The 25,718-nt window shown below is 72.2% G+C and carries 23 protein-coding genes, 1 other RNA gene and 2 pseudogenes; 2 read left to right on the forward strand and 24 right to left on the reverse strand.

Features of this window, described 5'->3' with window-relative positions:
• Positions 1-233: 233 nt before the first annotated feature.
• The 12 genes and pseudogenes from MKK75_RS20700 to MKK75_RS20750 form a co-directional block, all read right to left on the reverse strand.
• Positions 234-890, reverse strand: coding sequence for a glutathione S-transferase family protein (locus MKK75_RS20700; protein ID WP_244044397.1), 657 nt, complete (start codon positions 888-890; stop codon positions 234-236).
• Positions 891-986: 96 nt separating this feature from the next.
• The gene (locus MKK75_RS20705) at positions 987-1,424 is read right to left on the reverse strand and encodes a cytochrome c-type biogenesis protein (protein ID WP_244044398.1); all 438 of its coding nucleotides are present in this window, start codon (positions 1,422-1,424) and stop codon (positions 987-989) included.
• Positions 1,425-1,651: 227 nt separating this feature from the next.
• Positions 1,652-3,652, reverse strand: a complete 2,001-nt coding sequence (locus MKK75_RS20710) for a heme lyase CcmF/NrfE family subunit (RefSeq protein WP_244044399.1) — start codon at positions 3,650-3,652, stop codon at positions 1,652-1,654.
• 10 nt (positions 3,653-3,662) lie between these two features.
• Complete coding sequence (ccmE, locus tag MKK75_RS20715; protein WP_244044400.1) at positions 3,663-4,169, reverse strand: cytochrome c maturation protein CcmE; 507 nt, start codon at positions 4,167-4,169, stop codon at positions 3,663-3,665.
• Positions 4,170-4,352: 183 nt separating this feature from the next.
• Complete coding sequence (locus MKK75_RS36405) at positions 4,353-4,622, reverse strand: GNAT family N-acetyltransferase (RefSeq protein WP_409567599.1); 270 nt, start codon at positions 4,620-4,622, stop codon at positions 4,353-4,355.
• A gap of 167 nt (positions 4,623-4,789) precedes the next feature.
• Positions 4,790-6,277, reverse strand: a complete 1,488-nt coding sequence (gene ccmI / locus MKK75_RS20720; protein WP_244044401.1) for a c-type cytochrome biogenesis protein CcmI — start codon at positions 6,275-6,277, stop codon at positions 4,790-4,792.
• 184 nt (positions 6,278-6,461) lie between these two features.
• Positions 6,462-7,880: a sensor histidine kinase gene (locus MKK75_RS20725; protein ID WP_244044402.1), complete on the reverse strand. Its 1,419-nt coding sequence runs from the start codon at positions 7,878-7,880 to the stop codon at positions 6,462-6,464.
• A gap of 9 nt (positions 7,881-7,889) precedes the next feature.
• Entirely contained in the window at positions 7,890-9,047 is a 1,158-nt protein-coding gene (locus MKK75_RS20730) for a 2-methylaconitate cis-trans isomerase PrpF family protein (protein WP_244044403.1), read from the reverse strand.
• Between the two features lie 2 nt (positions 9,048-9,049).
• The gene (locus tag MKK75_RS20735; protein WP_244044404.1) at positions 9,050-9,727 is read right to left on the reverse strand and encodes a response regulator transcription factor; all 678 of its coding nucleotides are present in this window, start codon (positions 9,725-9,727) and stop codon (positions 9,050-9,052) included.
• Between the two features lie 119 nt (positions 9,728-9,846).
• Positions 9,847-10,218 (reverse strand): PepSY domain-containing protein, encoded by a 372-nt coding sequence (locus MKK75_RS20740; RefSeq protein ID WP_244044405.1) that lies wholly within the window; start codon positions 10,216-10,218, stop codon positions 9,847-9,849.
• A gap of 465 nt (positions 10,219-10,683) precedes the next feature.
• A pseudogene (locus MKK75_RS20745) lies at positions 10,684-11,202 on the reverse strand (serine protease); the annotation flags it as partial.
• Positions 11,203-11,214: 12 nt separating this feature from the next.
• Positions 11,215-12,411 carry a peptidoglycan-binding domain-containing protein gene (locus tag MKK75_RS20750; protein ID WP_244044407.1) on the reverse strand — a complete coding sequence of 399 codons (1,197 nt, stop codon included), beginning with the start codon at positions 12,409-12,411 and terminating at the stop codon, positions 11,215-11,217.
• 144 nt (positions 12,412-12,555) lie between these two features.
• Here MKK75_RS20750 and MKK75_RS20755 point away from each other — a divergent pair, with 144 nt between their 5' ends.
• On the forward strand, positions 12,556-13,269 hold the full coding sequence (locus tag MKK75_RS20755) for a hypothetical protein (protein WP_244044408.1): 714 nt from the start codon (positions 12,556-12,558) through the stop codon (positions 13,267-13,269).
• Positions 13,270-13,561: 292 nt separating this feature from the next.
• Here the strand turns inward: MKK75_RS20755 and MKK75_RS20760 are convergent, their stop codons facing one another.
• The 5 genes from MKK75_RS20760 to MKK75_RS20780 form a co-directional block, all read right to left on the reverse strand.
• Positions 13,562-13,969 (reverse strand): hypothetical protein, encoded by a 408-nt coding sequence (locus MKK75_RS20760; protein ID WP_244044409.1) that lies wholly within the window; start codon positions 13,967-13,969, stop codon positions 13,562-13,564.
• A gap of 26 nt (positions 13,970-13,995) precedes the next feature.
• Positions 13,996-14,406, reverse strand: a complete 411-nt coding sequence (locus tag MKK75_RS20765; RefSeq protein WP_244044410.1) for a 3TM-type holin — start codon at positions 14,404-14,406, stop codon at positions 13,996-13,998.
• 2 nt (positions 14,407-14,408) lie between these two features.
• Positions 14,409-15,086, reverse strand: coding sequence for a glycoside hydrolase family 19 protein (locus MKK75_RS20770; protein ID WP_244044411.1), 678 nt, complete (start codon positions 15,084-15,086; stop codon positions 14,409-14,411).
• An 83-nt stretch (positions 15,087-15,169) separates the two neighbouring features.
• Positions 15,170-17,188, reverse strand: a complete 2,019-nt coding sequence (locus MKK75_RS20775) for a DUF2793 domain-containing protein (protein ID WP_244044412.1) — start codon at positions 17,186-17,188, stop codon at positions 15,170-15,172.
• 14 nt (positions 17,189-17,202) lie between these two features.
• Complete coding sequence (locus MKK75_RS20780) at positions 17,203-21,111, reverse strand: glycoside hydrolase/phage tail family protein (RefSeq protein WP_244044413.1); 3,909 nt, start codon at positions 21,109-21,111, stop codon at positions 17,203-17,205.
• Positions 21,112-21,211: 100 nt separating this feature from the next.
• Between MKK75_RS20780 and ssrA the strand changes: the two genes are divergently transcribed.
• Positions 21,212-21,593, forward strand: a transfer-messenger RNA (tmRNA) gene (ssrA, locus tag MKK75_RS20785).
• Between the two features lie 178 nt (positions 21,594-21,771).
• On the opposite strand, the gene MKK75_RS20790 is transcribed toward ssrA, so the two are convergent.
• The 7 genes and pseudogenes from MKK75_RS20790 to MKK75_RS20820 form a co-directional block, all read right to left on the reverse strand.
• On the reverse strand, positions 21,772-22,326 hold the full coding sequence (locus MKK75_RS20790) for an NlpC/P60 family protein (protein ID WP_244044414.1): 555 nt from the start codon (positions 22,324-22,326) through the stop codon (positions 21,772-21,774).
• On the reverse strand, positions 22,323-23,198 hold the full coding sequence (locus MKK75_RS20795) for a DUF2163 domain-containing protein (RefSeq protein ID WP_244044415.1): 876 nt from the start codon (positions 23,196-23,198) through the stop codon (positions 22,323-22,325). The genes MKK75_RS20790 and MKK75_RS20795 overlap by 4 nt, the downstream gene beginning before the upstream one ends.
• Positions 23,199-23,208: 10 nt before the next feature.
• Positions 23,209-23,850, reverse strand: coding sequence for a DUF2460 domain-containing protein (locus tag MKK75_RS20800; protein ID WP_244044416.1), 642 nt, complete (start codon positions 23,848-23,850; stop codon positions 23,209-23,211).
• Between the two features lie 40 nt (positions 23,851-23,890).
• Complete coding sequence (locus tag MKK75_RS20805) at positions 23,891-24,463, reverse strand: phage tail tape measure protein (RefSeq protein WP_244044417.1); 573 nt, start codon at positions 24,461-24,463, stop codon at positions 23,891-23,893.
• A gap of 14 nt (positions 24,464-24,477) precedes the next feature.
• The gene (locus tag MKK75_RS36145) at positions 24,478-24,747 is read right to left on the reverse strand and encodes a phage tail assembly chaperone (protein ID WP_244044432.1); all 270 of its coding nucleotides are present in this window, start codon (positions 24,745-24,747) and stop codon (positions 24,478-24,480) included.
• Between the two features lie 105 nt (positions 24,748-24,852).
• Positions 24,853-25,179: pseudogene (locus MKK75_RS20815) on the reverse strand (gene transfer agent family protein); the annotation flags it as partial.
• Between the two features lie 4 nt (positions 25,180-25,183).
• Positions 25,184-25,594 carry a phage major tail protein, TP901-1 family gene (locus tag MKK75_RS20820; RefSeq protein ID WP_244044418.1) on the reverse strand — a complete coding sequence of 137 codons (411 nt, stop codon included), beginning with the start codon at positions 25,592-25,594 and terminating at the stop codon, positions 25,184-25,186.
• Between the last annotated feature and the right edge of the window lie 124 nt (positions 25,595-25,718).

Below are 25,718 nucleotides of genomic sequence, written 5' to 3' on the forward strand. Positions count from 1 at the left end.
CGATAGCGGAACCTGATCCGGGATCCAGCACAAGAAGCGACGCGCAGCGGCTCGGCTCGCTTCAGACGGACGCTTCGCGAGGCCGTGCGCTGGATCCCGGGTCGCATTCCGCTGGCGCTCCATGCGCCCGGGAAAGGGTGGGTGCACAACCGGCTCGACACCATATGTTGGATCTCAGCCCAACGCCTCGAACCGGCTGGCTCCGAGACCTGAACCTTCAGCTTAGCGCCCGGTCAGAACTCCATCTCGAGTTCTTCGATCTCGTCCGGCTCGTCGGCGGCGGCCTCCGCCCACTCGATCATCAGCGGCCAGTGCAGGATCGTATCGCGATACGCAGCGGCCCGGGGCGGCAGCGCGACGTCGTAGGTGCGAAAGCGCGTGCAGACCGGGGCGTACATGGCATCCGCCAGGCAGGGCTTGGCGCCGAACAGGAACGGCCCCTCGTAACGGTCGAGGCAATCGTCGAAGATCGTGACGATGCGCTCGATATCGGCCTTCGCGCCGTTGAACACCCGGAATTCCGGATGGAAGGCGCGCAGGTTCATCGGCAGGGCCGAGCGCAGGTTGACGAAGCCCGAATGCATCTCGCCGAAGATCGACCGGCAATGGGCCCGCTCCGTAACGGGACCGGGCAGCAGCCCGGCGGCCGGGAACGTCTCACCGAGGTATTCGGCGATGGCCAGCGTGTCCCAGACCACGACATCGCCATGGCGCAGGCGGGGCACCAGGAAGGACGGCGACAGGTGCAGCAGTTCCGCCCGGCTGCCGGCGTCCGTGCCGGATAGGACCTCGGTCTGGAAATCGAGGCCCGCCATCCGGCAGATCAGCCAGCCCCGCAGGGACCACGAGGAGTAGTTGCGGCTCGAAATGGTGAGCGTCGCGGCCGTCATCGTCCTGCCCCCAGATCCGTCGCCGATCATGCGGTCTGCGAGGGCCGATCCAAGACTCGTGCCGGGCGGCCCCGCGAATCACGATTCGGGTCGATTCTACTCCCGTCTTAGGAGCGCGGCGACCTCCGCCTCTTCGGTGGCCGAGAGGCTGCGCGCCGGCGTGGGCGAACGGCGGCGGGCGAGGCGCCAGATCCCGAACCCACCCAGCAGGACCGCGAGCACCGGCGTCAGCCACAGCAGCAGCGTGTGCAGGGCGAAGACCGGGCGCAGCAGCACGAACTCGCCGTAGCGTGCGACCACGTAGTCGCGCACGGCCCTGTCGCTGTCGCCCTTCTCCAGGCGCTCGCGCACGATCAGGCGGAGATCCTTAGCGAGCGGCGCGTCGGAATCGTCGATCGACTGGTTCTGGCAGACGAGGCAGCGCAGTTCGGCTGAGATCTCCCGGGCCCGGTGCTCCAGGGCCGGGTCCTTCAGGACTTCGTCGGGCTGGACGGCTTGGGCGGGGGTGATGAGGAGGACGGCCGCGAGGAGCATGAGAGCGGCGCCGACGCCGACGCGTGCTCCCCCTCCCCCCTCTGCGGGGGAGGGTGGCCCCTGCGTCAGCAGGGGTCGGGAGAGGGGAACCCGGCTTCCGCAAAGGGCGCGCGCATCATGAAGGGCAGAGCGCCTTTCTGCACTGTCGCTCCCCTCTCCCCCCCTGCTTTGCAGGGTACCCTCCCCCGCAGAGGGGGGAGGGAGAATCGCGAAAGCCTTCATCGCCCTCACTCGGCCGGCACCGCGTTGGGCAGCGGCCGCGCCTTCGCCTTGGCAGGGGCGCCCACGCGCATCCGGCGGTCCGTCAGCGAGAGCCCGCCGCCCAAAGCCATCACGACGGCGCCGAGCCAGATCAGCAGCACCAGCGGCTTGTAGTACAGCCGCAGGCCGACGCCGCCGTCCTGGCCGATCTCGCCGAGGCTCGCATAGACCTGGCTCACCCCGACCGTCAGCAGGCCGGATTCGGTCACCGCCATCTTGCGGCTTGGGTAGAAGCGCTTGCCGGTCTCCACCTGCCCGATCTCGTCGCCGGCGCGGGTCCGGATCGTCAGATAGGCCGCGGCCTCCTCGTAGTTCGGGCCCTTGCGGGGCGCGACGCGCTCCAGGGTTGCCGTGTAGGGCCCCGTCGTCAGGCTCTGGCCGGGCTTCAGCGTCGCCAGCCCCTCGGCGGCCCAGCCCTGCGCGGCGATGCCCAGCACCACCACGCCGACGCCGGCATGGGCGAACGCGGTCCCCCAGGCCGAGCGCGGCAGGCCGATGGCGCGGCGCGCGATCTGCCCGAGGGAGCGGGTCCGGCTCGCGCCGTAGCCCCGGGCGCGGGAGACGATCTCCAGCGCGGAGCCGATCAGCAGGTAGACGCCGAGGCCGATCCCCACCGGGGCCATCACGGGACCGCCCCAGGTCAGCGCGAGCGTCGTGAGGCCGACGACCAGGGCCAGGGCCAGGGCGGCGAACAGGCGCTGCGCGGCGGCGAGCACGTCGCCGCGCTTCCAGGCCAGCGCCTGCCCGGCCGGCACGATCAGCAGGAGCGGGATCGCCAGCGGCACGAAGGTGGAATTGAAGAAGGGCGGCCCGACCGTGATCTTTTCCCCGGTCAGCATCTCCAGCAGGAGCGGATACAGCGTGCCCACCAGCACGGTGGCGCAGCCCGCAACCAGGAACAGGTTGTTGAGGACGAGGGAACCCTCGCGGGAGATCGGCGCGAACAGGCCGCCCTGCCGCAGCAGCGGCGCCCGCCACGCGAACAGCGTCAGCGAGCCGCCGATGAACAGGATCAGGATCGCCAGGATGAAGACGCCGCGGGTCGGATCGGTGGCGAAGGAATGCACCGAGGTGATCACGCCCGAGCGGACCAGGAACGTGCCGATCAGCGAGAGCGAGAAGGTCAGGATGGCGAGCAGGACCGTCCAGACCTTCAGGGCGTCGCGCTTCTCCATCACCACGGTGGAGTGGAGAAGCGCCGTGCCGGCGATCCAGGGCATCAGGGAGGCGTTCTCGACCGGGTCCCAGAACCACCAGCCGCCCCAGCCGAGTTCGTAATAGGCCCAGTACGAGCCCATCGCGATCCCGAGCGTCAGGAAGCACCACGCGGTGAGCGTCCAGGGCCGCACCGCCCGGGCCCAGACGGCGTCGATCCGCCCGTCGATCAGCGCGGCGACCGCGAAGGCGAAGCTGATCGAGAACCCGACATAGCCGACATAGAGGAGCGGCGGGTGGATCGCGAGGCCGGGATCCTGCAGCAGCGGGTTGAGATCGTTGCCCTCGAGCGGGGCCGGGATCACGCGGCTGAACGGGTTCGAGGTCGTGATGATAAACAGCACGAACACGAAGGTGATCAGCCCCTGCACGCCGAGCGTGTTGGCCCGCAGCCGCGGCGGCACCGAGTTCTTCGCCGCCGCCACGCAGGCGCCGAACAGGGTGAGGATCAGGACCCAGAGGAGCATCGAGCCCTCGTGGTTCCCCCAGACGCCGGAGATCTTGTAGATCAGCGGCTTCTGCGTGTGCGAGTTCTCGACGACGTTCTGGACCGAGAAGTCCGAGGTGACGTGCGCGTAGGTCAGCGCCGCGAAGGCGAACAGCACGCAGGCGAAGGCCCCGAGCGCCGCCTGCGAGGCGATCTGCCGGAGCGCCGGGTCGCCCGAGCGCGCCGCCCAGATCGGCATCACCATCTGGACGAGGGAGATCGCCAGCGCGAGCGCGAGGGCGAAGTGGCCGGTCTCGACGATCATGCGGGATCCCTCACCGCTCGCTGCGGGCGCCGAGGGTGCTGTCCGCCGCGGCGGTGGCGGGCTTGGGCGCGGCCTTGTTCGGGCCGCCCTCCTGCCAGCGCCCCTGCGCCTTCAGCGCGTCGGCGACCTCGCGGGGCATGTAGGATTCGTCGTGCTTGGCCAGCACCGTGTCGGCACGGAACAGGCCGCCCGGCTCCAGCACGCCCTCGGCGACCACCCCCTGCCCTTCCCGGAACAGGTCCGGCAGCAGGCCCGTGTAGTGGACCGCGACGGTGGCGTTCGTATCGGTGACGGCGAAGTCGACGGCCTGGTCCGGCCCGCGCTTGAGCGAGCCGTCCTTCACCAGGCCGCCGAGCCGCAGGCGCGTGCCCGGGGCGATGCCCTGGAGGGCAATGTCGGAGGGCGAGCGGAAGAACACGATCGACCCGCTCATGGCGAACAGGATCAGCCCGACGGCCAGCGCCAGCACGCTGCCGCAGGCGGCGATCAGGATCAGGCGGCGGCTCTTACGCGTCACGATACTTCCACCCCGCGATCCGGCGGGCGGTGTCCTGCCCAAGCCCGAACCGTTCTCATTCTAGCTCCTTAGGGTGTCGGCTCCGTAGGCGCTGTGGTCAAGGGCGCGCGTCGGGACCGATTGTCGTACGGGTCCCGTCGCGCCTCGTTGCAGCGGGCAACGCCCTCGCGGCCGGAGATGCGATCACCGATCGATGTCTTCTGCAACGTATGGTCGCAAATCGAGCCCCATGATCGGCGCCACCGACGCCCTGTTGCGCTCGGTATCGAGGAGCGTAAATCCCTGTTTCTGATAGAACCCGACGGACTCCTGCTTCGCGTTCGTGATGAGAAAGCGACAGCCAACGCTGGCGCATACGCGGTCGATCGCGATCGATATGGAGAGTGCCAACAGATCCCTGCCAACACCGCTGCCTCGGGCACCATCGGCTACAGCCAAACGGGCTATGCGGATTGCGGGCTGGCTGGGGTAGCAATCGCTACGCGGCTTGCCTGAACGCGGCGACTCACCGCGTGTCGGGGATCATCGTCCGCCGATTCGGGCGGCATAACGGGCATCACAGATCGTGTTGACGCCTCGGAGGTCGAAGCGCCCCAACGGCGCAATCGTGATCGCCGCGATCAGGGACTGGACTTGGCCGGGAGATCCAGTTCCCGGGCGAGCCCGTCGAGCCGCGCCCCCGCCTCGCCGTTGGCGGCGAGCGCCATCCGGGCGCGGTCCAGGGCCTTGATCGCCTGATCGCGCTCACCCAGCGCGCTGTAGGAGCGCACGAGCCGCATCCACTCGTCCGGGGTGCCCCCGCGGGCGCCCAGCCGCCGGTCCAGGCCCTCGACCATGCCGCGGATAGCGGCGTCGCGCTCCGCCTGAGGCATGGCGCGCACGGCCGCCATCGCGGCCTCGGTCTCGGCCCGGGCCGCAGGTCCGGCGGGGGCGGGCTCGGCCGGACGCGCCGGGGCGCCCCCGGGATCGAGGCCGACGGCGCGGGCGCCCTGCTCCACCTGAGCCAGCCCCTGGGGATCGCCGGCGAGCGCGGTGCGGGCGCGCGTCAGGGCGGCGGCAGCCTGATCGTGCTCGCCCAGCACGGCGCGGGACCGGACGAGCCGCAGCCACTCGTCCGGTGTGCCGTTGCCGGCCTTGAGCCGGGCATCGAGCCCGTCGACCATGCCGCGGATCGCCGCCTGCTGCTCCGCCGGGATTTTTGGGGCAGCGGGGGCCGCGGCCGGGGGAGGCGGCTCGCCCTTGAGGCGGGCGAGGGTCTGGCGCACCACGCCGAGCCAGGGGGCATCCGGCGGACTCGCGGCTTCGAGACTCGTGAGCTGACGGATCGCTTCGCCGGTGTCGCCGGCCTGCTCGGCCGCTTGGGCGAGATAGAACCGGGGTTTGGGTGCGTTCGGATCCTTGGCCTGCGCCTTCTCGAACAGCGCCTTGGCGTCGGGCGTCACCGTGCCGTCCGCGGCCGCCGCGAGGGCCTCGCCCTGATCGGCAAGGAGATCGGCGGTCTCGCCCTTGATCCGCGCGATGTTCGCATAGGCCCGGGCGGCATCGTCGAAACGCCCGGTGCGCATGTAGACGGGCGCGAGCACCGCCCAGCCGCGGGCGTCGTTCGGGTCCCGGGCGAGCCGCGCCTCGATCTGCCCGACCGCCTTCATCAGCTCGTCGGCGCCGCCGCGGGCGGCCTGCCGGTCGGCTGCGGTCTGGGCGGGCAGTTCCGGCGAGCCGTAGAGGCCGTAGGCGATCAGCGCCACGAGGGGGATGGTGGAGACCGCGAAGGCCGAGGCCGCCCGGCGGCGGCGCAGGCGCGGCTCGGCGGGGCGCGCGGCCTCGACGGTGCCGGCATCCTCGGCCTCGAGCTTGACCTCGCGGCTCGCCCGGAGCAGGCGGCGCGCCGCCTCGGCCTTGGCCGACTCGGCTTCCTCCGGGGCGATCAGGCCGCGCTCCAGGTCGCGGGCGATCTCGGCGATCTGGTCCTCGTAGAACGCGGTCTCGGTGGCGATCGCGGTGCCGCCCGCCTCGCCGGCCGGCACGACGGCGCGCCGCGACAGAGGCCAGAGCAGGCCGATAACCGCCGCCGCCGTCATGGCCGCCAGGATGAACCAGATCGCCGTCATCGAACCTTCGCCAGCGGGTCGGACCGGCCCGCACCTCTCCACGCCATGTGGAGCCGACGGTGGAACGCCACGACGCCCCCCGGCGGCGGCACGGTGTCACGCAACTGCCGCGCGAAGACAAGAGACGCGTAACGGCGAAGACCTCGGCCGGACCTCGGGACACGCCCGGCAGGCTCGGATCGCATCAATGGGTCGCGGCTCCCACGGGCGCATCGCCCGGCACCTCCAGCACGGCCCGTAGGCCCCCCAACGCCGCCTGCTCTAGGGTGAAGCGCCCCCGGTAGAGGGTGGCGAGATCCGCCACGATGGAGAGGCCGAGGCCGGAACCCGGCTTCGATTCATCGAGCCGCCGCCCCCGGCCGAGCACAGCCTGACGCGCCTCCGGCGGCAGGCCCGGGCCGTCATCCTCGATGGCGACGAGGAGGTGGGGATAATCGTCCTTGGCCACCGCCTCGGCCCGGATCGCCACCCGGGCGTGCGCCCATTTCGAGGCGTTGTCGACGAGGTTGCCGACCATCTCCTCGAAATCCTGGCGCTCGCCGCGGAAGCGCAGGCCCGGCGGGACGTGGACGTCGTAGGCAATGTCCTTGTCGCGGTAGATCTTGCCGAAGGTGCGCACGAGGCCGGCCAGCGCCGGCTCGACCTCCGTCGAGGTGCCGAGCGTGCCGGCGAGCGCGGCCGCCCGCGCCCGGTCGAGGTGATAGTTCACCTGATCGCGCATCACCGCGGCCTGCTCGCGGATCTTCTGGGAGAGCTCCTCCGGCGCGTCCGAGGCGCCGACCTCGTTGACGATGATCGAGAGCGGCGTCTTCAGGGCGTGGGCGAGGTTGCCGACCTGGGTGCGGGCGCGCTCCAGGATCTCCCGGTTGGTCTCGATCAGCAGGTTCACCTCGCCGGTGAGGGGGGCGATGTCGCGGGGATAGGTGCCGGTGATGCGGTCGGCCTCGCCCCGGCGCACGGCCCCGAGTGCCGCGCGCATCTTCTTGAGCGGCGCCAGGCCGAACCGGATCTGCAGCAGGGTGGTGAGCGCCAGCGACAGGCCGAGCAGGCCGAACGTGATGGTCAGCGAATTGCGGAAGCGGTCAACGTCGTTGACGATCTCGTCCGCCGGCCCGGCGACCCGGACCGTGTAGCGGCCCTCCTCGCCGAGATCGACATCGCGCTCCATGATGCGCAGGAGGCGCCCGTCCTGCGCCCGGCCGTAGCCCTGGCGGATCTGCCCGACCCCGACCTTGCCCTCGGAATCGGTGGCGGGCGGCAGCGGCACGCCGACCAGGGAGCGGGAGGTGCGCACGTCCCGGGGCTTCGCGTCCGGCTTGCCGACCTGCCAGTACCAGCCCGAGAGAGGCAGGTCGAAGCGCGGATCGCCCAGCGAGAAGGTCCGGCTCTCGGGGTCGTTGGGCGAGACGAGATCGGTGGCGAGGTTGTTGGTGAAGACGAGGAGCCGGCTGTCGAAGGACCGCTCGGTGTTCTCCCGGTAGAGCGTCGTGAGGATCCAGGCGGCGATCAGTAGGATCGCCGAGCTCGACAGGAAGGCCGAGACGGCGAGCCGGACCGCGATGGAGCGGCGGCGCAGGGAGAAGAGGCCGAGAAGTTCGGTCATGGAAACGCCCTACGCGGAGGGCGACGCTGCGTCGACATACACCGCACCCCGCATCAGCGGCCTCGCCGTGCGGAAGAACGCGCCGCGCTCCGCCCGCCAAACGTCCCCGTCTCGGCTCACGGCAGCGTCGGCGGTGAGGATGCCAGACGGCATGCCGACCCGCAGCGCCGCCCCGGTGGTCCGGGCGGCCTCATGGACGAGACTGCCTTCGATCCGGGCGGCCACCGCGAGGCACAGGGTGGCGGTGAGCGGCAGGGCCTGGTGCGGCACGCCGTTGGAGAGCACCCGGGCGGTCAGATCGACGTCGCCGGCCCGCACCGCCTCGCCGGAGAGACTGCCGGCCTCCATCGGCGGCGCCACGATGCCAACGAACGGCACGTGGACGATGCGCGCCGCCGCATCGAGATCAGGCGCGATCCCCATCGCCACGGAAGCGGCCCGGCGGATCCGCCCGAGCCGGTCGAGGAGGCCGGGCACCGCCTCCAGGGCGGCGGGCAGCTCGGTTCCGGTGAGGCCCAGATCGTCGGCCCGCACGAACACGCAGGCATTGGCCGCATCCACCAGAGAGGCCTCGATCGGGCCGAGGCCGGGCACGTCGAGGCTCTGCCGGACGGCGCCGGTGGGGAGGAGCCGGCCCGTGGTGGCGCCGCCGGGATCGACGAAGTCCAGGCGGATCGGCGCGCCGGTGCCGGCCACGCCCGGGATGGCGAGATCGCCGCGATAGAGGGTCCGACCGTCCCGCACGGCGAAGCTGGCCTCGATCAGCTTGCGGGTGTTGGTGTTGTAGATCCGAAGCCGAACCGCGCCGTCCGGAGCCTCGATCAGCCCCTCGTCCACCGCGAAGGGCCCGACCGCCGACAGCATGTTGCCGCAATTGCCCGACAGGTCGATGCGCCCCTCGCGGACCACAACCTGCACGAAGGTGTAGTCGATGTCGGCGTCCGGCCGCTTCGACCGCTCCACCACGCAGATCTTCGACACCGACGAGACGCCCCCGCCCATGCCGTTGAGCTGGCGCCCGAACGGGTCGGGGCTGTCCATGGCGGAGAGGAAGACCGGTTCCCAGGCGGCCAGATCCCCCGGCACGTCCCGGCGGTGCAGCATCAGCGCCTTGCTGGTGCCGCCGCGCATGAACACCGCCGGCAGCGTGCCGGGACGGGCCGCCACGCTCACACCCGCGCCGGCGGCTGGTTCGGGTCCACCAGATAACCGAGGCCCCGCACCGTCTGGATCAGGTCGACGGCGAGCTTCTTGCGCAGGCGCCCGACGAACACCTCGATGGTGTTGGAATCCCGATCGAAATCCTGGTCGTAGAGGTGCTCGGTCAACTCGGCCCGGGAGACCACCCGGCCGGTATGGTGCATCAGGTAGGAGAGCAGCCGGTACTCGTGGCTCGTCAGCTTCACCTGCGCGCCGTCGACGAAGACCTTGCCGGAGCGCGTGTCGAGGGTGACGGGGCCGCAGGCGATCTGGCTGGTGGCGTGCCCCGCGGCCCGGCGCAGGAGCGCGCGGACCCGGGCCATCAGCTCCTCCATGTGGAACGGTTTTGTGACGTAGTCGTCGGCCCCGGCGTCGAAGCCGTCCACCTTGTCGGACCAGCGGTCCCGGGCGGTGAGGATGATCACCGGCGTCTTCACGCCGGCCCGGCGCCACTTCTGCAGCACCGAAACGCCGTCGGCCTTGGGCAGGCCCATGTCGAGGATGATCGCGTCGTAGGGCTCGCTCTCGCCGAGGTAGCCGCCCTCCTCGCCGTCATAGGCCTTGTCGGCGACGTAGCCGGCCTCCTCCAGCGCGGCGACCACCTGCCGGTTGATGTCCTTGTCATCCTCCACGACGAGCAGACGCACGGCTCACTCCCCTCGGAAACGATTTCTGGAGCCTCGTGCCGGCACGACACTCCAGAGCCTTGATCTGCATCATTCCGAAAGCCGGCGACCACCGTCCGGGATGACGCTCGAGCGCCCGCTCAATATTGACCGGCCACGCTACCGGTGCGCGCGTCCACGATGACGTGCACGAAATGACCGTCCCGGCGCAAGGCAGTCAGCATATAGACGAGGTTGTCCTCGTAACGGCAGAGGCTCGCCCGCTGGATTTCGGCCCGGGGGATCACCGTGCGGGCCGCACGGATCGCCGCCACGGGCGGGATCACCCGGCGCTCGCCGACCTCCTCGCGCATGTCGGCGGGCGACAGGCAGGTCTCGACCCGCAGCGTCGCGTGGCCGGACACGGCCCCCGTCTGCGGGGTCTGGCCGTCGTCGGCCATGGAGCCGAGGCCGCCCGCGGCGAGGGCCGCGGCGGTCAGGCTGATGGCGACGAGGGCGATGACGTAGCGCATTGGTGGCAGATGTGGGCCGGGGGCACTGAATGCGCCCTGAATACGTAGCCGTTGACGTCCCGCGGTGGAGCAATCGGGCAGGTGCAGGGCTGGCAATCGGCGTGCGGACGACATCGTGCCGGCACTACGGCTGAGGCCGCGCTCGGTTCCCCTGCGGGCGCGTCCCGGCCGGAAGGTTTTTGGCGGGGCAAAAGCGGCAGGGGCGTGACCGAGGCTGCTGCGCGCGGCGCGCAAATGCGCGTGATCGCGTGGCACCGGTGCGCGCACGGGTCGAGCGCCCGAATCGGTCAGCGTCTGCCGACCGTCGGACAGGCGGGCGCTCGCACCGACGCCGTGCCGCGATCGGGACCGACTTCGACCTCGGGCGTTCGGATGGCGAAGGTCCAGGCCGCAACGCGGGCCGGGACGCACCCGCGCGAATGCCGGCACGCGGATCGCGCCGTGGCTCGAGCCTGGGCTAGGATCTCACCGGCAGGCCACAAGTCCGCTGACGGCCTTCGCGGCGTCGGCCAGATCGGCCGGATCGAGCTTCGCCCCGGTGATCGCGCCGGGTGTGACCGCTACGCCGTTGCTCTCAAGGAATGAAGCCAGGATCGCGCCCTTGATGGCGAAGTTGATGTTTTGCGGAAAGTCTCCGGACGCGATCGCGACCTTGAGGACGTTGAGCTTCGATTGCACCACGCCAGCCACGTTGCCGAAATTATCGAGCACCGGTCCGCCGGAATTACCGGACTGGACGGGCGCGGAGATCTGGTAAAAGCGCGAATCGTCGTTCACGCCCGCGAGGGCGGTGACGTTGCCCAGGGTGAAGTTGCCGGTGTTGGCCAGCATGTCGAGATGCGGGTAGCCGAAGGTGGCGATGCCCTCGCCCAGTCGGGCGCCAAGCCGCAGCGCCGCGAACTTGTGACCCTCGGCGCCCGCGACCTGAACCAGAGCCATGTCGTTGGCGGCATCCGTCGCCTTGACGCTCGCCAGCCGGATCTGACCGTCCGGCGTTTACACGACGACATCCCTGCACGTGTCGATCACGTGGTTGTTCGTGATGAACCGACCCTGCCCATCGACGAAGAACCCGCTGCCGGTCGAGATCCTGTCCTCCGGCTTGGCCTGGGCGACGGGTGGCGGCGCGGCAGGGCTCGGCGCAGGGGCGAGCGCTTTCGGCGCCGGCGGGATGACGGTCGGATCCGGCCGGCTCACCGGCACGACGGCCGGTGCCGCCGCGACGGGCGCAGGCGCTTCCTCCAGGAAGCCGGGCGGCTCGACAAAGGGACGGCCGTTCATCATCGAACCGAGTGAGGCCGACATGAGGATGGCGATCCGCTCGCCGTTCACGACGCCCTTCGCGTTGTTCCAGAAGGCCGCGAAGCCCAGGATGCCGTTGCCATCCGCGTGATACCGGACATACTCGTCGTCGCCCTCGCCCGTCGTCGCCGAGATGACGAACCAGCCATCCTTGATGACCGAATAGTGGATGACGGTGCCGTTTCCGCGCATCTTGTCCAAGAGACCGCCGTATACGACCTCCGGCGTCGTTCCGGGAAAGTAGTTGTAGGAAACCTGGAAGCGGTCGTTCGCGTCGCGATAGGTTAGACCGTTCTTATTAGGGTAAGGACGCAGGCCCATGCCCTGCGGCATCCAGATCGGCATCCCCCGCACCGGATGGCCGATCTGGCGGAAGGACCACAGGTTGAACATGGGCCGCGCGACGGTGAACAACTTGTCCGACGTCGCCGTGTCCAAGCCTCCGGACGGCGTCAGGCCGTTTGCGATCTGAAAGTCGCGAATCGCGTTGAAGGTGCGTTGGGTGAAGCGTTCGGTGGGGACGGCGTTCTGGTAACCCGCGCCGATCAGCATCGTCTGCGCGATGACGCGCTCGCGGAGATCGTAGCGCGTGTTGAATGCGTCCTCGGCGAGATAATAGGCCGGCGGTCGCGGCGCTGCGCTGACCGAGGATGTGGACAGAGCCAGAGCCAGCCAGACCGATCCGCACCGCATGTCAGCCTCCGTCTCGCCGATCGAAAGCCACAGTCTCGCCACAAAATTTACAGTTGCAACCGCAAAGGTTACGGAGCTGCGCGGCTTGGTTACTGATGATCCGCTGATGTAACGGCGGCAGTTCGGCTCTTGGGGCGGTAGTCCGCCCGTGTACGGGCCAAAGGCGGTGGCCGATGACGCGACCGTCGTCCGACCCATCGTTCATGCCTGGCTTCACGCGAGGCCGCGGAAGCCCGTGCATGAGATCCGGCCGCGCTCACCCATACCGTCCGCGAATATTGATTTCGCAATCGGTATTGAACCCGACGCAATCTGAGTGATTGCCCTGTCAGGGAGGACGCCATGACAGCAATCCGAACCCTGATCGCCACGTCATTGGTCAGCTCGCTGCCGATCGGCACGGTATTCGCACAGACGGATCAAACGTTTACTGCACCAGACGCACTGTCGACCGAGAAAGCGCTTAACACGACCGCCGTTGGGCAGACCAAACCGTCGACCCGCGATGCGAGCCCGACTTCGGCCGCGCCTATCGAGCGCCCGACACCGGAGCAGGTTTCGGATGATGCGATCGCCGCCACGGTCTGCGTCGGCTGCGGGACCGCGCCGGCGGCGGCCGATGCGCTGGCCCTGAGAATCCGCCCGTCGGGTGAGCCCGAGCGACGTGATGACCAGTCGGACGCGCACGTCGGCCAACGCGAATCGGCCTCACCCGCGGCGGCGGCGAAGCGGCAATCGGATCTGGATACCGTCGCCCTGGCCTCCGCGCATCGTGAGCGGGCGGAGTCGGTGCAGGAGAGGACCACCGGCCTGTGGCAGTCCTGGTTGGTGTCGGTCTGCGACGGCTGTGGCGACCAGAAGCCCGCCAAGGCCCTCAGGGTGGAGGATTGGCCCGACCGCGACGGACCCGCCGCCACCGGATCGGTTGCCCACAAGCCGCCGCCGGTTGCGGAGCGCCAGGATGCCAAGCCCGGTGCGGCGCGCCGGCGCGGAAGTCTCGAAGCGGACCTATCACCGGAAAACGTCGATTCGATCAGGCGTATGCCACAGCGGTAACCGGAGCGTTCGACGGACGGGTCCTGTTCCGAAGCGCCCACGCGCGTTCTCGTCTCAAGCAACGAGGCAACGGCACGGAACGGGCTTCAAGCACGCGGGAGCGGTGTCCCGGAACAGGCGCGGAAGCCGGAGGGTTGTTCATTCAACTTAAGGAGTAAGACATGCTGACAGGTAGCCTGTTGTGGCTTTTGGGTGTTCCGATACCCGTCCTCATCCTGATTTGGTTTTTCTTCTTGCGGGGTCGATAGCCGAGAGGGCCGGCGAGGCGCCGCACCAAGCCGAACATCATGCCTCAATGCGCCGACAGGCCGACGCGGGCGAGGATGACTCCGCCGAACGCGAGCAGCGCCGCCGAGGCCAAGCCCCAGCCGATCCGGTACAGCACCCGCACCTGCCCGTTGACCTCTGCCAGCCCCCTGGCGGCCTCGAGCTTCGCCCCGTCCACCGCCTTGTCGATCCGCCGCTCGATCTCGTCCCGCGCCACGAACAGCTCGATGTCCCGCCGGTAGGCCACGCCCTCCAGCTTCTCGTCCATGCGGTCGAGCTTGCCCCCGAGCGCGTCCATCTGACGGCCCGTGGCCTCGACCCGCTCGATCAGGCGCCCGATCCACTCGGGCAGCGCGTCCGCCATGGCTCCGCTCCTGCGCCCGCCGCCGCCCACCCGCGTCGCGCGCCCCCGCGGCGGGGCGTCTTCGATCATCGATGCGTTCCCAAGGTTCTCGGCGCTCACCCCTTCGGCCCCACCATCTGCGGGACGATCTTGTCGACCGAGCGCGCCAGCATGTAGGCGCCGATGCCCACGGTGAGCAGCGACCACAGCTCGGCCGGCACGCCCTTCAGCGCGGCCACCACCTCGACCTGAAGCCCGAGCATCGGCGCGGCGACGCCGACCCAGGTGATCATCGAGAGCGCCCACAGCACCGTGATCGGCCGGGCGTTGCGGGCGAGCGGGCTCTCCGAGCCGGCATCGGCCTTCATCACCTCGGCCATGGCCCGGCCGAGGTCGTCCTGCTGCGCGATCAGGGCCTTCTGCAGGTCGAGCTGCACCTGCAGCCGCTGGCCCTCATCGGGCAGAACCGTCGCCAGGATCGGTCCGAGCGCGCCGAGCAGCGCGGGGAGGAGCGCGAGGAAGCCCATGGTCAGGTGCCTTTCTGCATGTTGCGGCGGATGGTGTCGCGCAGGCGCGGCCACCACGCGGCCGGCCGCGGGTCGGGCCCGGCGGCGGCGGTGATCGGGGGCGCGTCGGCCGGGAGCGCGGCCCGCAGGGCGGCCAGGAAGCTTCGGTGATAGCCGGCGATCCGCGGCCCGTTCTTCGCGCCGTCGCCGTTGACGATGGCCCGCGCGCCCACGGGGTCGTCGGTGTCGGCGGCGAAGTACCGCCCGAGCGCGTGGCCGGGGCGGAACAGCCCGTCGCGGGCGCCGATCACCAGGATCGCGGCGCTCGTCGCTGGCACCAGCGCGAGGTCGGGATCGCCCACGAGGTCGAGGCCGAGCCGCCGGCCGAAGGTCCGGTAGTTGTCGTACCACGTGAGCTGGGCGGCGCCGCGGCCGTAATAGACTCGGCCGTCGACCGGCACGCCGTAGGGGTGGCCGCGGCCGAGGCCGTCCTCGCGGATCGACAGGTCGAGCCGGCACTCGTGCCAGGCGGTGGCCAGCGTGTAGGCGACGGGCCGCGGGTCGGCGGGCCAGCCGAGCCGGTCCCAGGCGTCGAGCAGGGCGGAAAGACCGTCGACCGCGACCTGGGACAGGCGCGGCCCGCACGGGCCGGCGGCGCGGACATGGGCGAAGAAGGTCGCCCGCGCGAGGGGTGCGGTCATGACGGTCTCCACGTTGGCGGGGGGTGACGCGGCCGCGGGCCGGCGGAACGGGCGGTGCCGTCGGCCGCCGGGGCGGGCGTCGCCTACGGGGCCTTGCCCGCCCACAGCCGGCGGACGGCCTCGGTGCGCAGGCGGTCGAACTGGTCGTAGCGCAGGCCGTAGCGCCACCGCGCGGGCCGGGCCGCGGCCTCCCGCTCGGCCGCCTCCCGCTCGGGCCCGATCAGGAGCGGATCGACGGTGCGCGGGGTCAGATCGTCGGCGCAGAACAGGCCGTATCGGCAGGGGTCCAGGCCGTGCGCCAGGAACGCGTCGCGGACCGCCTGCGCGGTCGCCCCGTAATGGAGGCGCGCCCCGTCCGGCCCCTTGCGCGCGACCGCCTCCGCCCATCGATACGCGACCAGCGGCACCGCCAGGATCGCGTCGAACACCCGCGGGTCCGGCTCGCCGAGCACCACCTTCTCGCCCGCGTCCGACGTGTTGATCGCCCCCGTGGCCGCGTAGACCGTCGACCACCGCCGGTCGGCGACGCCGAGGCCGATCGCGTTGTCCGTACCCGGCAGGACCATCGGGCCGACGCCGCCATGGCCGGTGTTTCCGCCCGTCAGCCGCAGCACCTCCGTGCCCAGGCTCTCGTCGTCGTTGTTCCAGCCGGCCATCCCGACGTTCAGGGCGAGGTACTCGCTCCCCCAGGTCCCGTTCGTGTTCCCGCCGTACTTGCCGTCGGACGCGAAGCCGGCGATGAAGTCCGCCGTCCGGCGCGGACCCGCATCGGCGGGGAAGTTGTCGAAGGTCGCGTAGAAGGCGACCGAGGCCCGCTGGTTGGGGGCCGAGCCGGGGGCGCCGAGCTTGAGCTGGGAGGCGCCCTTCGCGCCGCCATCCGTGGTGCCATAGGCCCACAGGTTGACGAAGCCGCCGGCGCCCAAGGCGCCCGGAGTGTTGGCGTAGCTCCAGCGGCTGAGGGTCGCGGGTCCGATCCGTGTGCCGGTGATGCTCCCTCCGGTGATCGCCACGGCATCGGAGGCCTGCTGCGCCAGGCTCGCGGTCGAGAGGTCGACGAGCGTCCATCGGGTGGCGCCGTTGCTCTGGAGCGCCGCGTAGGCGAACGGCGCCGCGAGCGAGACCGCCGGCAGGCCGTTGACGGCGTCCGACGCGCTCGCCCGGGCCAGCGTGAGGGTGTTGGCGGCCGAGCATGCCCCGCTCTCATCAACCACGACGAGGGTGACGCCCGGCGGGTAGGCGGCGGCGGGGGGCAGGGTGAGGGTTCGCGCGGCGGTGAGCGCGACCACCGCGACCGTGCGGTCGGCCGGCAGGATCGTGTAGGCCGCGTCCTTGACCGGCGTGCGGGCGACGGCGGCCGCGTCGCCGCGGTCGGCGTAGGCCGTGGTGGCGAGGCGGGCCGAGTTGTCCGTGGCGGCCGGCGTCGGCGCGGTCGGGCTCGCCGCGAAGGCGACGATGCCCGTCGCCGCGGCGGCGGTGAGCGCGGTGGTGAAGGCGGCGCCGTCCGGCGAGGTCTTGAGCACGACGTCGTCGCCGCCGAGGGTGCCGAACAGCGCCCGGGTCGCGTAGCCGGTCTGGAACACGAAGGCCGCGTCCCGGACCGCTGCCTTCTTGTTGACGGTGATCCGCATGTCGCCGGAGCCGGGCGTGGCGTCGTCCCAGGTCAGGAGCGCCGCGTCCGCCTTCACGGCGAGGCGGTTGGTGGCGTCGGCCTCCGTGTTGATCCCGAGGCGGGTCACGCTCTGGATGGTTGCCAGGGTGCGGCGGAAGCTCGTCCAGGCCGCGCCGTCGAAGACGTAGAGGTCGGCCTCGTCCATCACGTAGGCGAACCAGCCGGCCCGCGGGACCGCACCGGTCCAGACGCCGTCGGCGTAGCGCACCACCTGGCCCGCGAGCCCCGCCCAGGCGCCCCCGGGGTTCGACGTCACCACGAGGTAGCGGTCGCCCTCCGTGGGACTCGACGGCGGCGCGGTCAGGTCCTTGTCGAGACACGCGAGCTGGACCAGGGCGTCGAGAAGGCCGAGCGCCTCGTTGTGGGTGACGTGCTTCTGGGCCTGGCTCGCCGCGACCAGCGGCAGGCCGAGGTGAGGCGTGACATCGGACATCGGCGGCTCCGGGTTCAGGCCGAACGGACGGGGATGCGGGCCCGGCAGGCGGGGCCGGGGCCGGCGACGGCGCCGACCTGCGCGACGGCCACGTCGAGGCTGCGCTGCGGGCCGCCGAAATCGGCTGCCTCGTCGGCGTAGAGGCGTTGCTGGGTCTCGGCCCGAAGCGTGCGCAGGGCCGCGCCGGTGCTGGCGAACACCGTGATCGCGTAGGCCTCCGGATCGTCGAGCGGGATCTCGGCGGGTTCCCAGGCGTCGCCGTCCCGGCGCACCCTCCGGATCCAGGAGAGCAGCACGCCCTGCCCGGTGCGGCGCGCCCGCAGGTGGACCGGCCGCAGCGGCCGCAGGGCGGCGAGCCCGGCCGTGGCGGTCAGCTCGGTGAAGGCCGGGTCGCCCGGATCGCGCCCCGCCGGCCCGATCCGGTAGCGGAAGGCGCGGCCGACCGCGTCGAGCCGGTCGACCAGCGGCGCCACCGCGCCGTCGTCGAGGCGCACGATCAGGCTGCCGGCGGGCACCGGCCGGCCGGCGGCGTCCTCGCTGCCCGCGAGCCCGCGCAGGAGCCCCGAGAGCCGGAAGGTGTCGGTCCCGGTCAGCACCGCGTTCGCCGCGCCGAGCAGTTCCACGGCGCCGTCCGGGCCGATCAGCGCGAACAGGTTGCCGCCGGACAGCATCGCGTGCTCGCCGATCGACGCGAGCGCCCCGCCCCGCCGCAGGGTAACGTCGAGGTGCCGGTGCCGGTCGATCCGCCAGAGCGGTCCGGCCGGCAGCGCCGACAGGGTCCGGCCCAGGCAGGCGGGATAATCGACGAGCCCCTGGAGCGCGAGCGGCCCCGCCCCCTCCGCCCGCCAGATCGCGGCCGTCCCGGGCCAGGGCTCGGCCGCCACCGCGAGGGATTGCAGGACGGTCGGGCTGCCGCGGTCCACCGGCAGGTCAAGGGCGAGCGCCAGCGGCGGCCCCGGGAAGGACGGGGGCGCCACCCCGGGGAGCGCCATGCTGCGCGGCAGGCCGCGCCCCGGCCCGCCCCGGGGCGGCACGCCGCTGGCCTCGATCCGGCGTCCGGTGGGGGCGTCGTCGATCCGGTCGATCTTGCGCAGCACCGTGCCGCCCGGGACGTCGGCCGGCACCGCCAGGAGGTCGCCGGGCTCCAGCTCGACCCGGCGCGGGCTCAGGGTAAAGACCGCGCTGTCGCGGGCCGCGATGATCCGGTCGAGCATGGCCTCGGCGAGGCCGTCACCGGTCTCGCGCCGGGTGACGATCGCGGCCTCGATCCGGGTCTCGTGCCGCCGCTCGCCCACGGGCCGCACCGCCGCCGCGGTGGCGCGGCGGTAATCCGGGCTCTCGGACTCGGTGATGCCGAGCTCGACCGAGCGCGGCAGGGCGCTCTCCTCGGCCCGGACCTGGCGCAGCACGGGCTTCTCCGCGGAGAGCCGGACGAGGTCGGCCTCGTCCAGCACCACGGGCCGGTCCCGGCGCGGGCCGCGCAGGTGCAGCCGGCTGGCCACCGCCGAGACGTCGAGCCCGTAGACCTGCGCCAGGGTCTCCAGGGCGCCCCGCGCCGAGAGCGGCCGGTCGACCACGTAACCGTCGAGATAGGCCGCCGCCTCGACGGAGACCGGGGCGTCGAAGCCGAAATCGGACAGAATCCTCAGCACCAGCAGGTCGAGGTCGCAGCCCTCGATCCGCCCGGTGATCCAGTGGCCGACCCGCCAGTTGCCGATATCGGCCCAGACGCCCCGCACGGTCGGGAAGGCCGGATAGGGCCGCGCGTCCCAGGCCCAGACGAAGATCCCGGCCGGGTCGACCATCCGGCCGCCATAGACCGGCGAGACCGGGTTGTCGGCCTCCCGGAAGCCCGGGACCGCCGGGTCGAACCGGGCGATCACCGCCTCCAGGCCCCGGAGCTGGATCAGCTCGTCGCGCAGGGCCCGGGATTCCGGCGGGTAGGCGTTCTCGACGGATTTCGGGTCGGGGAAGACGTTGGGCCCGTTCGTGCCCTTGTCCACCGCCGGCACGCCGACCTCGGTGAGCCAGATCGGCTTCCCCATCGGCACCCAGGCGGTCGCCCAGGTCTCGACGCCGCCGTCCCGCTCGACGTGGCGGTTCGACCACCACGCCACGAGGTCCTTGACCCGGAAGAGCCAGGGCTTGCCCACGGCGGCGTCGGTGATCGGGCGGCGGTCCTGGGCGGCGCGGGCCTCTGCGTCGGCATAGTACCAGTCGAAGGCCTCGCCGGAGGCGCCGCGGTCCTTGAGGTAGGCGCGGTCGTAGATGTCGCCCGCCGCCGCGGCATCGGCGTGGTCGGGCGTGTCGCGCCAGTCGGAGACCGGCGCGTACCAATCGATCCCGACCGCCGCGATGTTGGGATCGGCGAACAGATCGTCGAGGGGGAAGCGGATCGTGGCGCCCCCGTTCAGGACATGGGCGCCGTACTCGGTCCAGTCCGCGCCGTAGACCAGGGCGACGCCCGGGCCGAGGCACTTGCGCACCGCCGCCGCCAGCGCCCGGAAGGCCTGCACGGCCGGGTAGCCGGCGGCGCCCCGCACCCGGGTCAGCCCGATATACTCGCTGCCGATCACGAAGCCCGCGATCCGTACGCCCCTGGCGGCCCACCGCTCCGCCAGGTCGGCGTAGTGCAGGATCTCGGCGGTGTAGCCGTTGGCGAAGAAGGCCGCGACCTGCGCGTCGGCCCCGGCAGTCCCGTCCGGACTCCCCGGAACGCCCGGGGCCGGATCGCAGGTGACGCGGCCCCGCCAGGGAAAGGGCGGCTGGGTCGCCCCGGGCACGCGCGGATCGGGCAGCGCGTTGCCGGCCGGCACATCCATCATCACGAAGGGATAGAGCAGCGCCTCCAGGCCGCGCCGGACCAGCTCGGCCACCAGCCGGGTCAGGCCGTCGTCGCTCGGGGTCCCGCCATAGGACGGGTTGCCGTCCGGCAGGATCGAGACCACCTCGGCATCCGCGCGGGTGATCCCGGCGACGCTCCAATCCGCCGGCAGGGCGCGCTTCTGCCGGGCCTCGACCTTCGGCACCACCCGGCAGACACCGGCCCGCATGTCGGTGCCGAACCACGTCGCCACCACGGCGACCCGCCGGAGGTTGGGGCACAGGGCCTGGAGTGCGTCGAGGGAGGCGAGCACGTCGGTGGCACGCTGGAGCTGGTGCCGGTTGGCGAGCTCGGTCCGGCCGAGGCCGAGATCGACTGTGACGCGATCCGGATCGAGGCCGAACTCGCTGGCGCCGGGGATCATCTCGACGGCGCGGATCCGGCCGTACAGGCCGTTGATCGGGCGGATCACCTCGAAGGCGAATTGCGGGATGCGGTTGCCGAAATCGGCGAGCGGCAGGTTTTCGAACACCACGTAGGCGAGGCCGCGATAGGCGGGCGCGTTATCGGCCCCCTCCTTGGCGACGATCAGCGGGTCGGGCGCCTGGTCCGAGCTGCCGATGTAGACCCGGATGGTAAGGCCGACCTGATCGATCTCTTTGCCGTCCGCCCAGATCCGGCGGACGAGGGCGATCTGCCCCTCGCACAGCCCGACCGCGAGGTTGGCGAAATAGGCGTAGCGCGTAGTCACGGTCTTCTGGCCGCCGCTGTGAGCGCCCATGCCCTTGGCGGGCGTGGCGGCGCGCTGCACCGTGGTGTTGGCGACTTCGAGCGGGCGCGTCGCCCAGATCAGGCTGCCGCCGATCCGCGCCCGGCCGTAGACCCGGGGGATGGGGTCGCCCTCGGTGGAGGTGAGCCCGGCGACGTCGGCCAGCCGCGGCCCCTGGACGAAGCGCGTCTGCGGTCCGGAGCCGACCAGCGCGCCGTCGAGGCCCGCGCCCGCGACGGCGCCCAGGGTGCGCCCGACGACGGCGCCGATCGGGCCGCCAAGGGCCGTGCCCACGGCCGCCCCGGCCGAGGACAGGATCAGTGTCGCCATGGCCGGGCTCCGTGGGGGACATCGTCTCGCAGACGGAATCAGCGCCGCGCGGCGGCGCGGCGGGACTCGATGCTGGGCGAGTGGACCCGGCCCTCGCTTTGGCGTAAGATGCCCGCGAGGTTGATGACCGGTTCATAATAACGCTTCAGGACCCGGGGGCGGTACCCGGCGCCTCCACCAGAAGCATCCTGCCCCGGATACCGCACGGGGATCAGGGCGCGCTGTCCGGCGTTGCGGATCGTGCGCTGCCAGGGTGCTTCTCGTGGGGGTGAAACAGGTTCGACTGGGCGGTAAAGGGATCGCGAGTTCTGGCCTGCTTCGGCAGGATAAGATGCGGCTTTCGGTAAGGACTCGACCGGTTCGGCGCGGGCAACCCCCGTTCCGAGCACCTGACCAAAACTCTAAATGCCAACGACAACGTCGGCATGGAGATGCGCCTCGCGGCGTAATCTTCCGGGGCGTGGGCACGCCTAGCAACAGAACCCGGGGCTTCGGCCTCGGGGCCCGTCTTTTCCCGACCGGAGACGCGCCACGGTGCCCCGGCCGAAGCCGGTGCCTCCCGTGAAGCGGCGCGGCCGGTGCACCCGCATCCAGCCATCGCCCGCCGATCCGGCCGCAGACGGCCTCGCCCAGGACGCCACGCCCGGGCGCGAAGCGCCGTCACGGGACCGTCCACAGGATCGATGACGCACCGGGCGTTGCGCTGACGGTCGCGGCAGGATCCCGGTGAGCCGGGTCCGGGCCGACCTCCGGGAACCGGAACACCCCCGTCCCATGCCGCCGCCACCACCCGGTGAGCGCCACCTCGGCGACGACCGCGCCGTCATGGGCGTGGATCATGGCGCCGTCGCCGGTGGCGATGGCGCAGTGGCGGGCCGGCAGGTGGCGTCGGAAGGCGAAGAGCAGCACGTCGCCGATTCGCGGCGCGGCCACCGCCAGGGGGCCGGGCACGGGCACGAGATGGCGGGCGGCCGCCTCGGTGAGCGGGTCGGTGCCGGGGGCGGCCGATTCCGCCCAGGTGCTCGCGTAGGGCGGCACCGCCTCGGGCTCCGCGCCGTACAGCGCACGCCAGACCCCGCGGAGAAGGCCCAGGCAGTCGCAGCCGACCCCGCGGTGCGAGGCCTGATGCCGGTAGGGCGTCCCCAGCCACAGCCGCGCCTCGCCCAAGGCCGCGACACCGATCTCCTGGCCGATCTGCCGCCGCATCGGGCTCATCGGAACAGGCTCCCGCCGTCGAGGACGTGGTCCGAGCCCGGCACGGGGCCCATCACCGTGTCGTTGCCGGGCATATGCGGAAACCCCTGGAAGTTGATCGTGTTGGCGAAGCGGTCCCGGCAGGTGGCGAGGCGCTTGTCGCAGCCGGCGGTCAGCGTGAAGCCGTCGCCGGCGGTGACCGGCCGGGGCGGCGCGGTCCAGAGTTCGATCAGGCCCCCGAGCTGGAGGCGCACATCCGCCGCGTGCCCGGCATTGGCACCCCCGGTCCAGGCGAGCCGGCCGCCGGTGAACAGGCCGTCAGGGAAATCCCCCGCCAGCGCCGCCGTGACGGTGGCGGGCTCCGGAACGCCGGTCACGCGGCCCGCGGTTCGCCAGGCGGCGAGGTCGACCCGGCAGCGCCCGTCCCCGAGATCGGCCCCGCAGGTGGCGCGGTAGGTGCGCCCGCGTTCCGCATTCAGGCGATGCGCGAGGCCGCGCAGCTCTGCCACGAAGGCGTCGCCCTCGCGGCGCACCTCGCCGACCGTGGCGAGGTCGAGGAGCAGGCGCGTCCCGGGATCGGTCCAGTCGACCAGCCAGGTCTCCACGGCGGCGCCGTCGTAGAGGCCGCCGGCGATGTCGGCCTCGGTCAGGCCGAGGCTGCTCAGCGCCCCCGCGACGTCGCCCCCCGAGACCGCGAAGCCGGATTCCGCGCTGGCCTCGGCGGCGTCGAGGCCGGTCCGGGCGCGGTGGACGAGGCCCGCGACGGTGAGGTCGCGGTCGTGGTCGGTGAAGCCGAGGGCGAGCCCGTCCCGCCGCCGCAGGGACCAGCAGCGGCACAGGGTGGTCACGCCCCCCGCGAGATGGGCCGCGAAGGCCGCCGGGATGTCGCGCATGGGTGTTCCCTCAGGGCACGATCTCGACGAGCGGCACCCGGGGAATCTCGCCCGCCGTGAAGGCCGCGAGGTCGATGGTGAGCTCGTCTGTGTCGAAGCGGACCGGCACGTCGAAGGCGAAGCCCGCGGTGACGGCGGCGCCGGCGGCCGGGACGTGGCCGGGCGTGAAGGTGACGCGGCCGGTCGTCGGATCGCACGCGAAGGCCCCGGGCCCGGCCTCCTGCCCGGAGACCGCGACCCGGACGCTGCCGGCCACCGGCTTGGCGATCCGGCGGCGGTAGGGGGCGAAGCCGCTCCCGTAGGTCTTCACCAGCGGAAAGGTCGCGGTCGCGCCGTCGCCGGTGCCGATCGGCTGGTCGAGGGGGCCGATCGCCCGGCCCGGCGGCCCGGAGCGGCCGTCGACCCGGTCGCGGAAGCGGAAGCCGTAGAGCCGGCCCCGCCGCTCCTCGAAGAAGGCCAGGACCGCGTGGAGCGCGTCGAGGCCGCGCAGCCCGAAGCCGGCATCGTAGCGGCGGCGCGAATCGGCCCAGCGTCCGTTCCGGTGCTCCCGGCCGGAGGCCAGGGTGACGATCTCGGTCAGCCGCTGCGGGCCGCCGCCCGCGCGCAGCGACACGTCGAGGGGGAACAACACCTCGTGGAAGTCGTCGGCCATGGCGGTCCCTGCGGTTGGAGAGGGGCGGCGTCCCCGGCCGTCACGTCGCCCGCTGGCCCCGCGCCACCGCCCGGGCGAGGCTCGCCGTCACCTGCGCCTCGGAGCGGCGGAAGGCCGCCGGATCGGGCGTGGCGATGGTGACGTTCACCGCGACCGGCCGCGCCGAGGCCCCGCCGGCCGCGACGCCGAGGCGCCCGTCCGGGCCGCGGGCCAGCGGCAGGATCGCCTCCGGCCCGGCCTCGCCCATAAGCCCGGTGCCGCCCGCCATGGGGAAGTAGCTCGGCGCCGCCACCACCCCGCCCGCCGCGAAGGGCTGCACCCGGCCGCCACGGAACACGCCGCCCCGGGCGAAACCCGTCTCCGAACCGGCACCGAGCACCGTGTTGATCAGGCCGGCGACCCCGGACTGGATCGCGCCCCCCGCCGCCCGGGTCGCCGCGCCGGCGAGCCGTGTGCCGATCATGCCGAGCACGCCGTCGAGGCTGCGCCCGGAGGCGGCGCCCCGGATCAGCGCCGCGTCGAGGCTGCGGCCGAAGTTCTGGGCCAGCCGGTCGAGGGTCTGGAGCCGCTCGACCCGCGCGGCATCCTGGGTGTCGGCGTCGGTATCGGCCATCGTTCAGCCCCGTCTCAGGTCCGGTCGGGATAGGCGGCGAGCAGGTCCTCGAAGGCGCCTCGGCTCAGCGCCTCCGGCCGGGCGCGCCGGCCGAGGGCGGCAGCGAATTCCCGCGGGGTCGCCGACCAGAAGTCGCCGGGGCGCCAGCCCAGCACGCCGAGGCCGAGGGCCAGGGCGTCGTCCCAGGGGAAGGCTGCCGGGCTCCACGCCGGGGCCGGGGCATCCGGCTCCGGCCCGGAAGCGCGCTGCGCCGAAGGGGATGCCGTCGTCCCCGAGCGAGGCACGGCTCCCCACTCCCGTGCGGGAGAGGGGCCGATCGCGACCGCCGGGGGCGTCGGCGCGCGACTGTCGCGTCCCGTGTCATGGGGTGATCGGGAGCGGTCCTGCGGCGGGTTTGCCGGAACCGGCGCCTCCCCGAACGCCGCGGCGAGCACCGCCGCGAGGGCTGCCGTGACGGCCTCGAGCCCGCCCGCCAGGGGCAGCCCCGCCACAGCAGCGTCGTCGAGATCATGGCCGCCGCCGCGCAGGGCGACGCCGAGCAGCGCGATCAGGTCGCGCGCCGAGAGCCGCCCGGCGGTGAAGCGGGCCGCGAGGCCGGTGAGATCGCCGGCCCCGAGCAGATCTTCCAGCTCGGCCAGCGCCCCGAGGGTGAGGCAGAGGGTGTAGCGCCGCCCGCCGAGGTCGAGCGGGACCGCGCCGCGGATCCGGTTCGCCATGGCGTCAGATCGCCGCGAAGCCGAGCGCGCCCGCCGAATCGAGGCTGATATCGAACGTGACCTCGCCGGCATGGTCGCCGCGGTATTCCAGGCTCGCGATCTGGAACGGGCCCTCCAGGATCCCGAAGGCCGGCACCACGATCTGGAAGACCTCGATCGCGCCGTCGAAGAAGATCTGCCGCAGGCGCGCGTCCGAGGCCTGGTCGCGGAACACGCCGGAGCCGGCGATCGCGGCCCGGCGCACCCCGGCCCCGGCCAGCAGCTCCCGCCAGCGCCCGGCGGAATCCGCGTTGGTGACATCCACGGTCTCGGCGTTGAAGGTGATCTGACGGCTGCGCAGCCCCGCCACCGCCACGAAGCCGCCCGCGCCGTCCCCGGCCCGGATCAGCAGGTCCTTGCCCTTCTGCGCGCCCATCCGCTTCCTCCTGCCTCGCAAAATCAAACGTCGCGACGATCGCCGGCCCCGTGGGACCCTTTCCCGGGCGCATGGAGCGCCAGCGGAATGCGACCCGGGATCCAGCGCGGGACTGCGCGAAGCG

This window comes from Methylobacterium sp. J-030 (genome assembly GCF_022829545.1).
Lineage (GTDB): Bacteria > Pseudomonadota > Alphaproteobacteria > Rhizobiales > Beijerinckiaceae > Methylobacterium.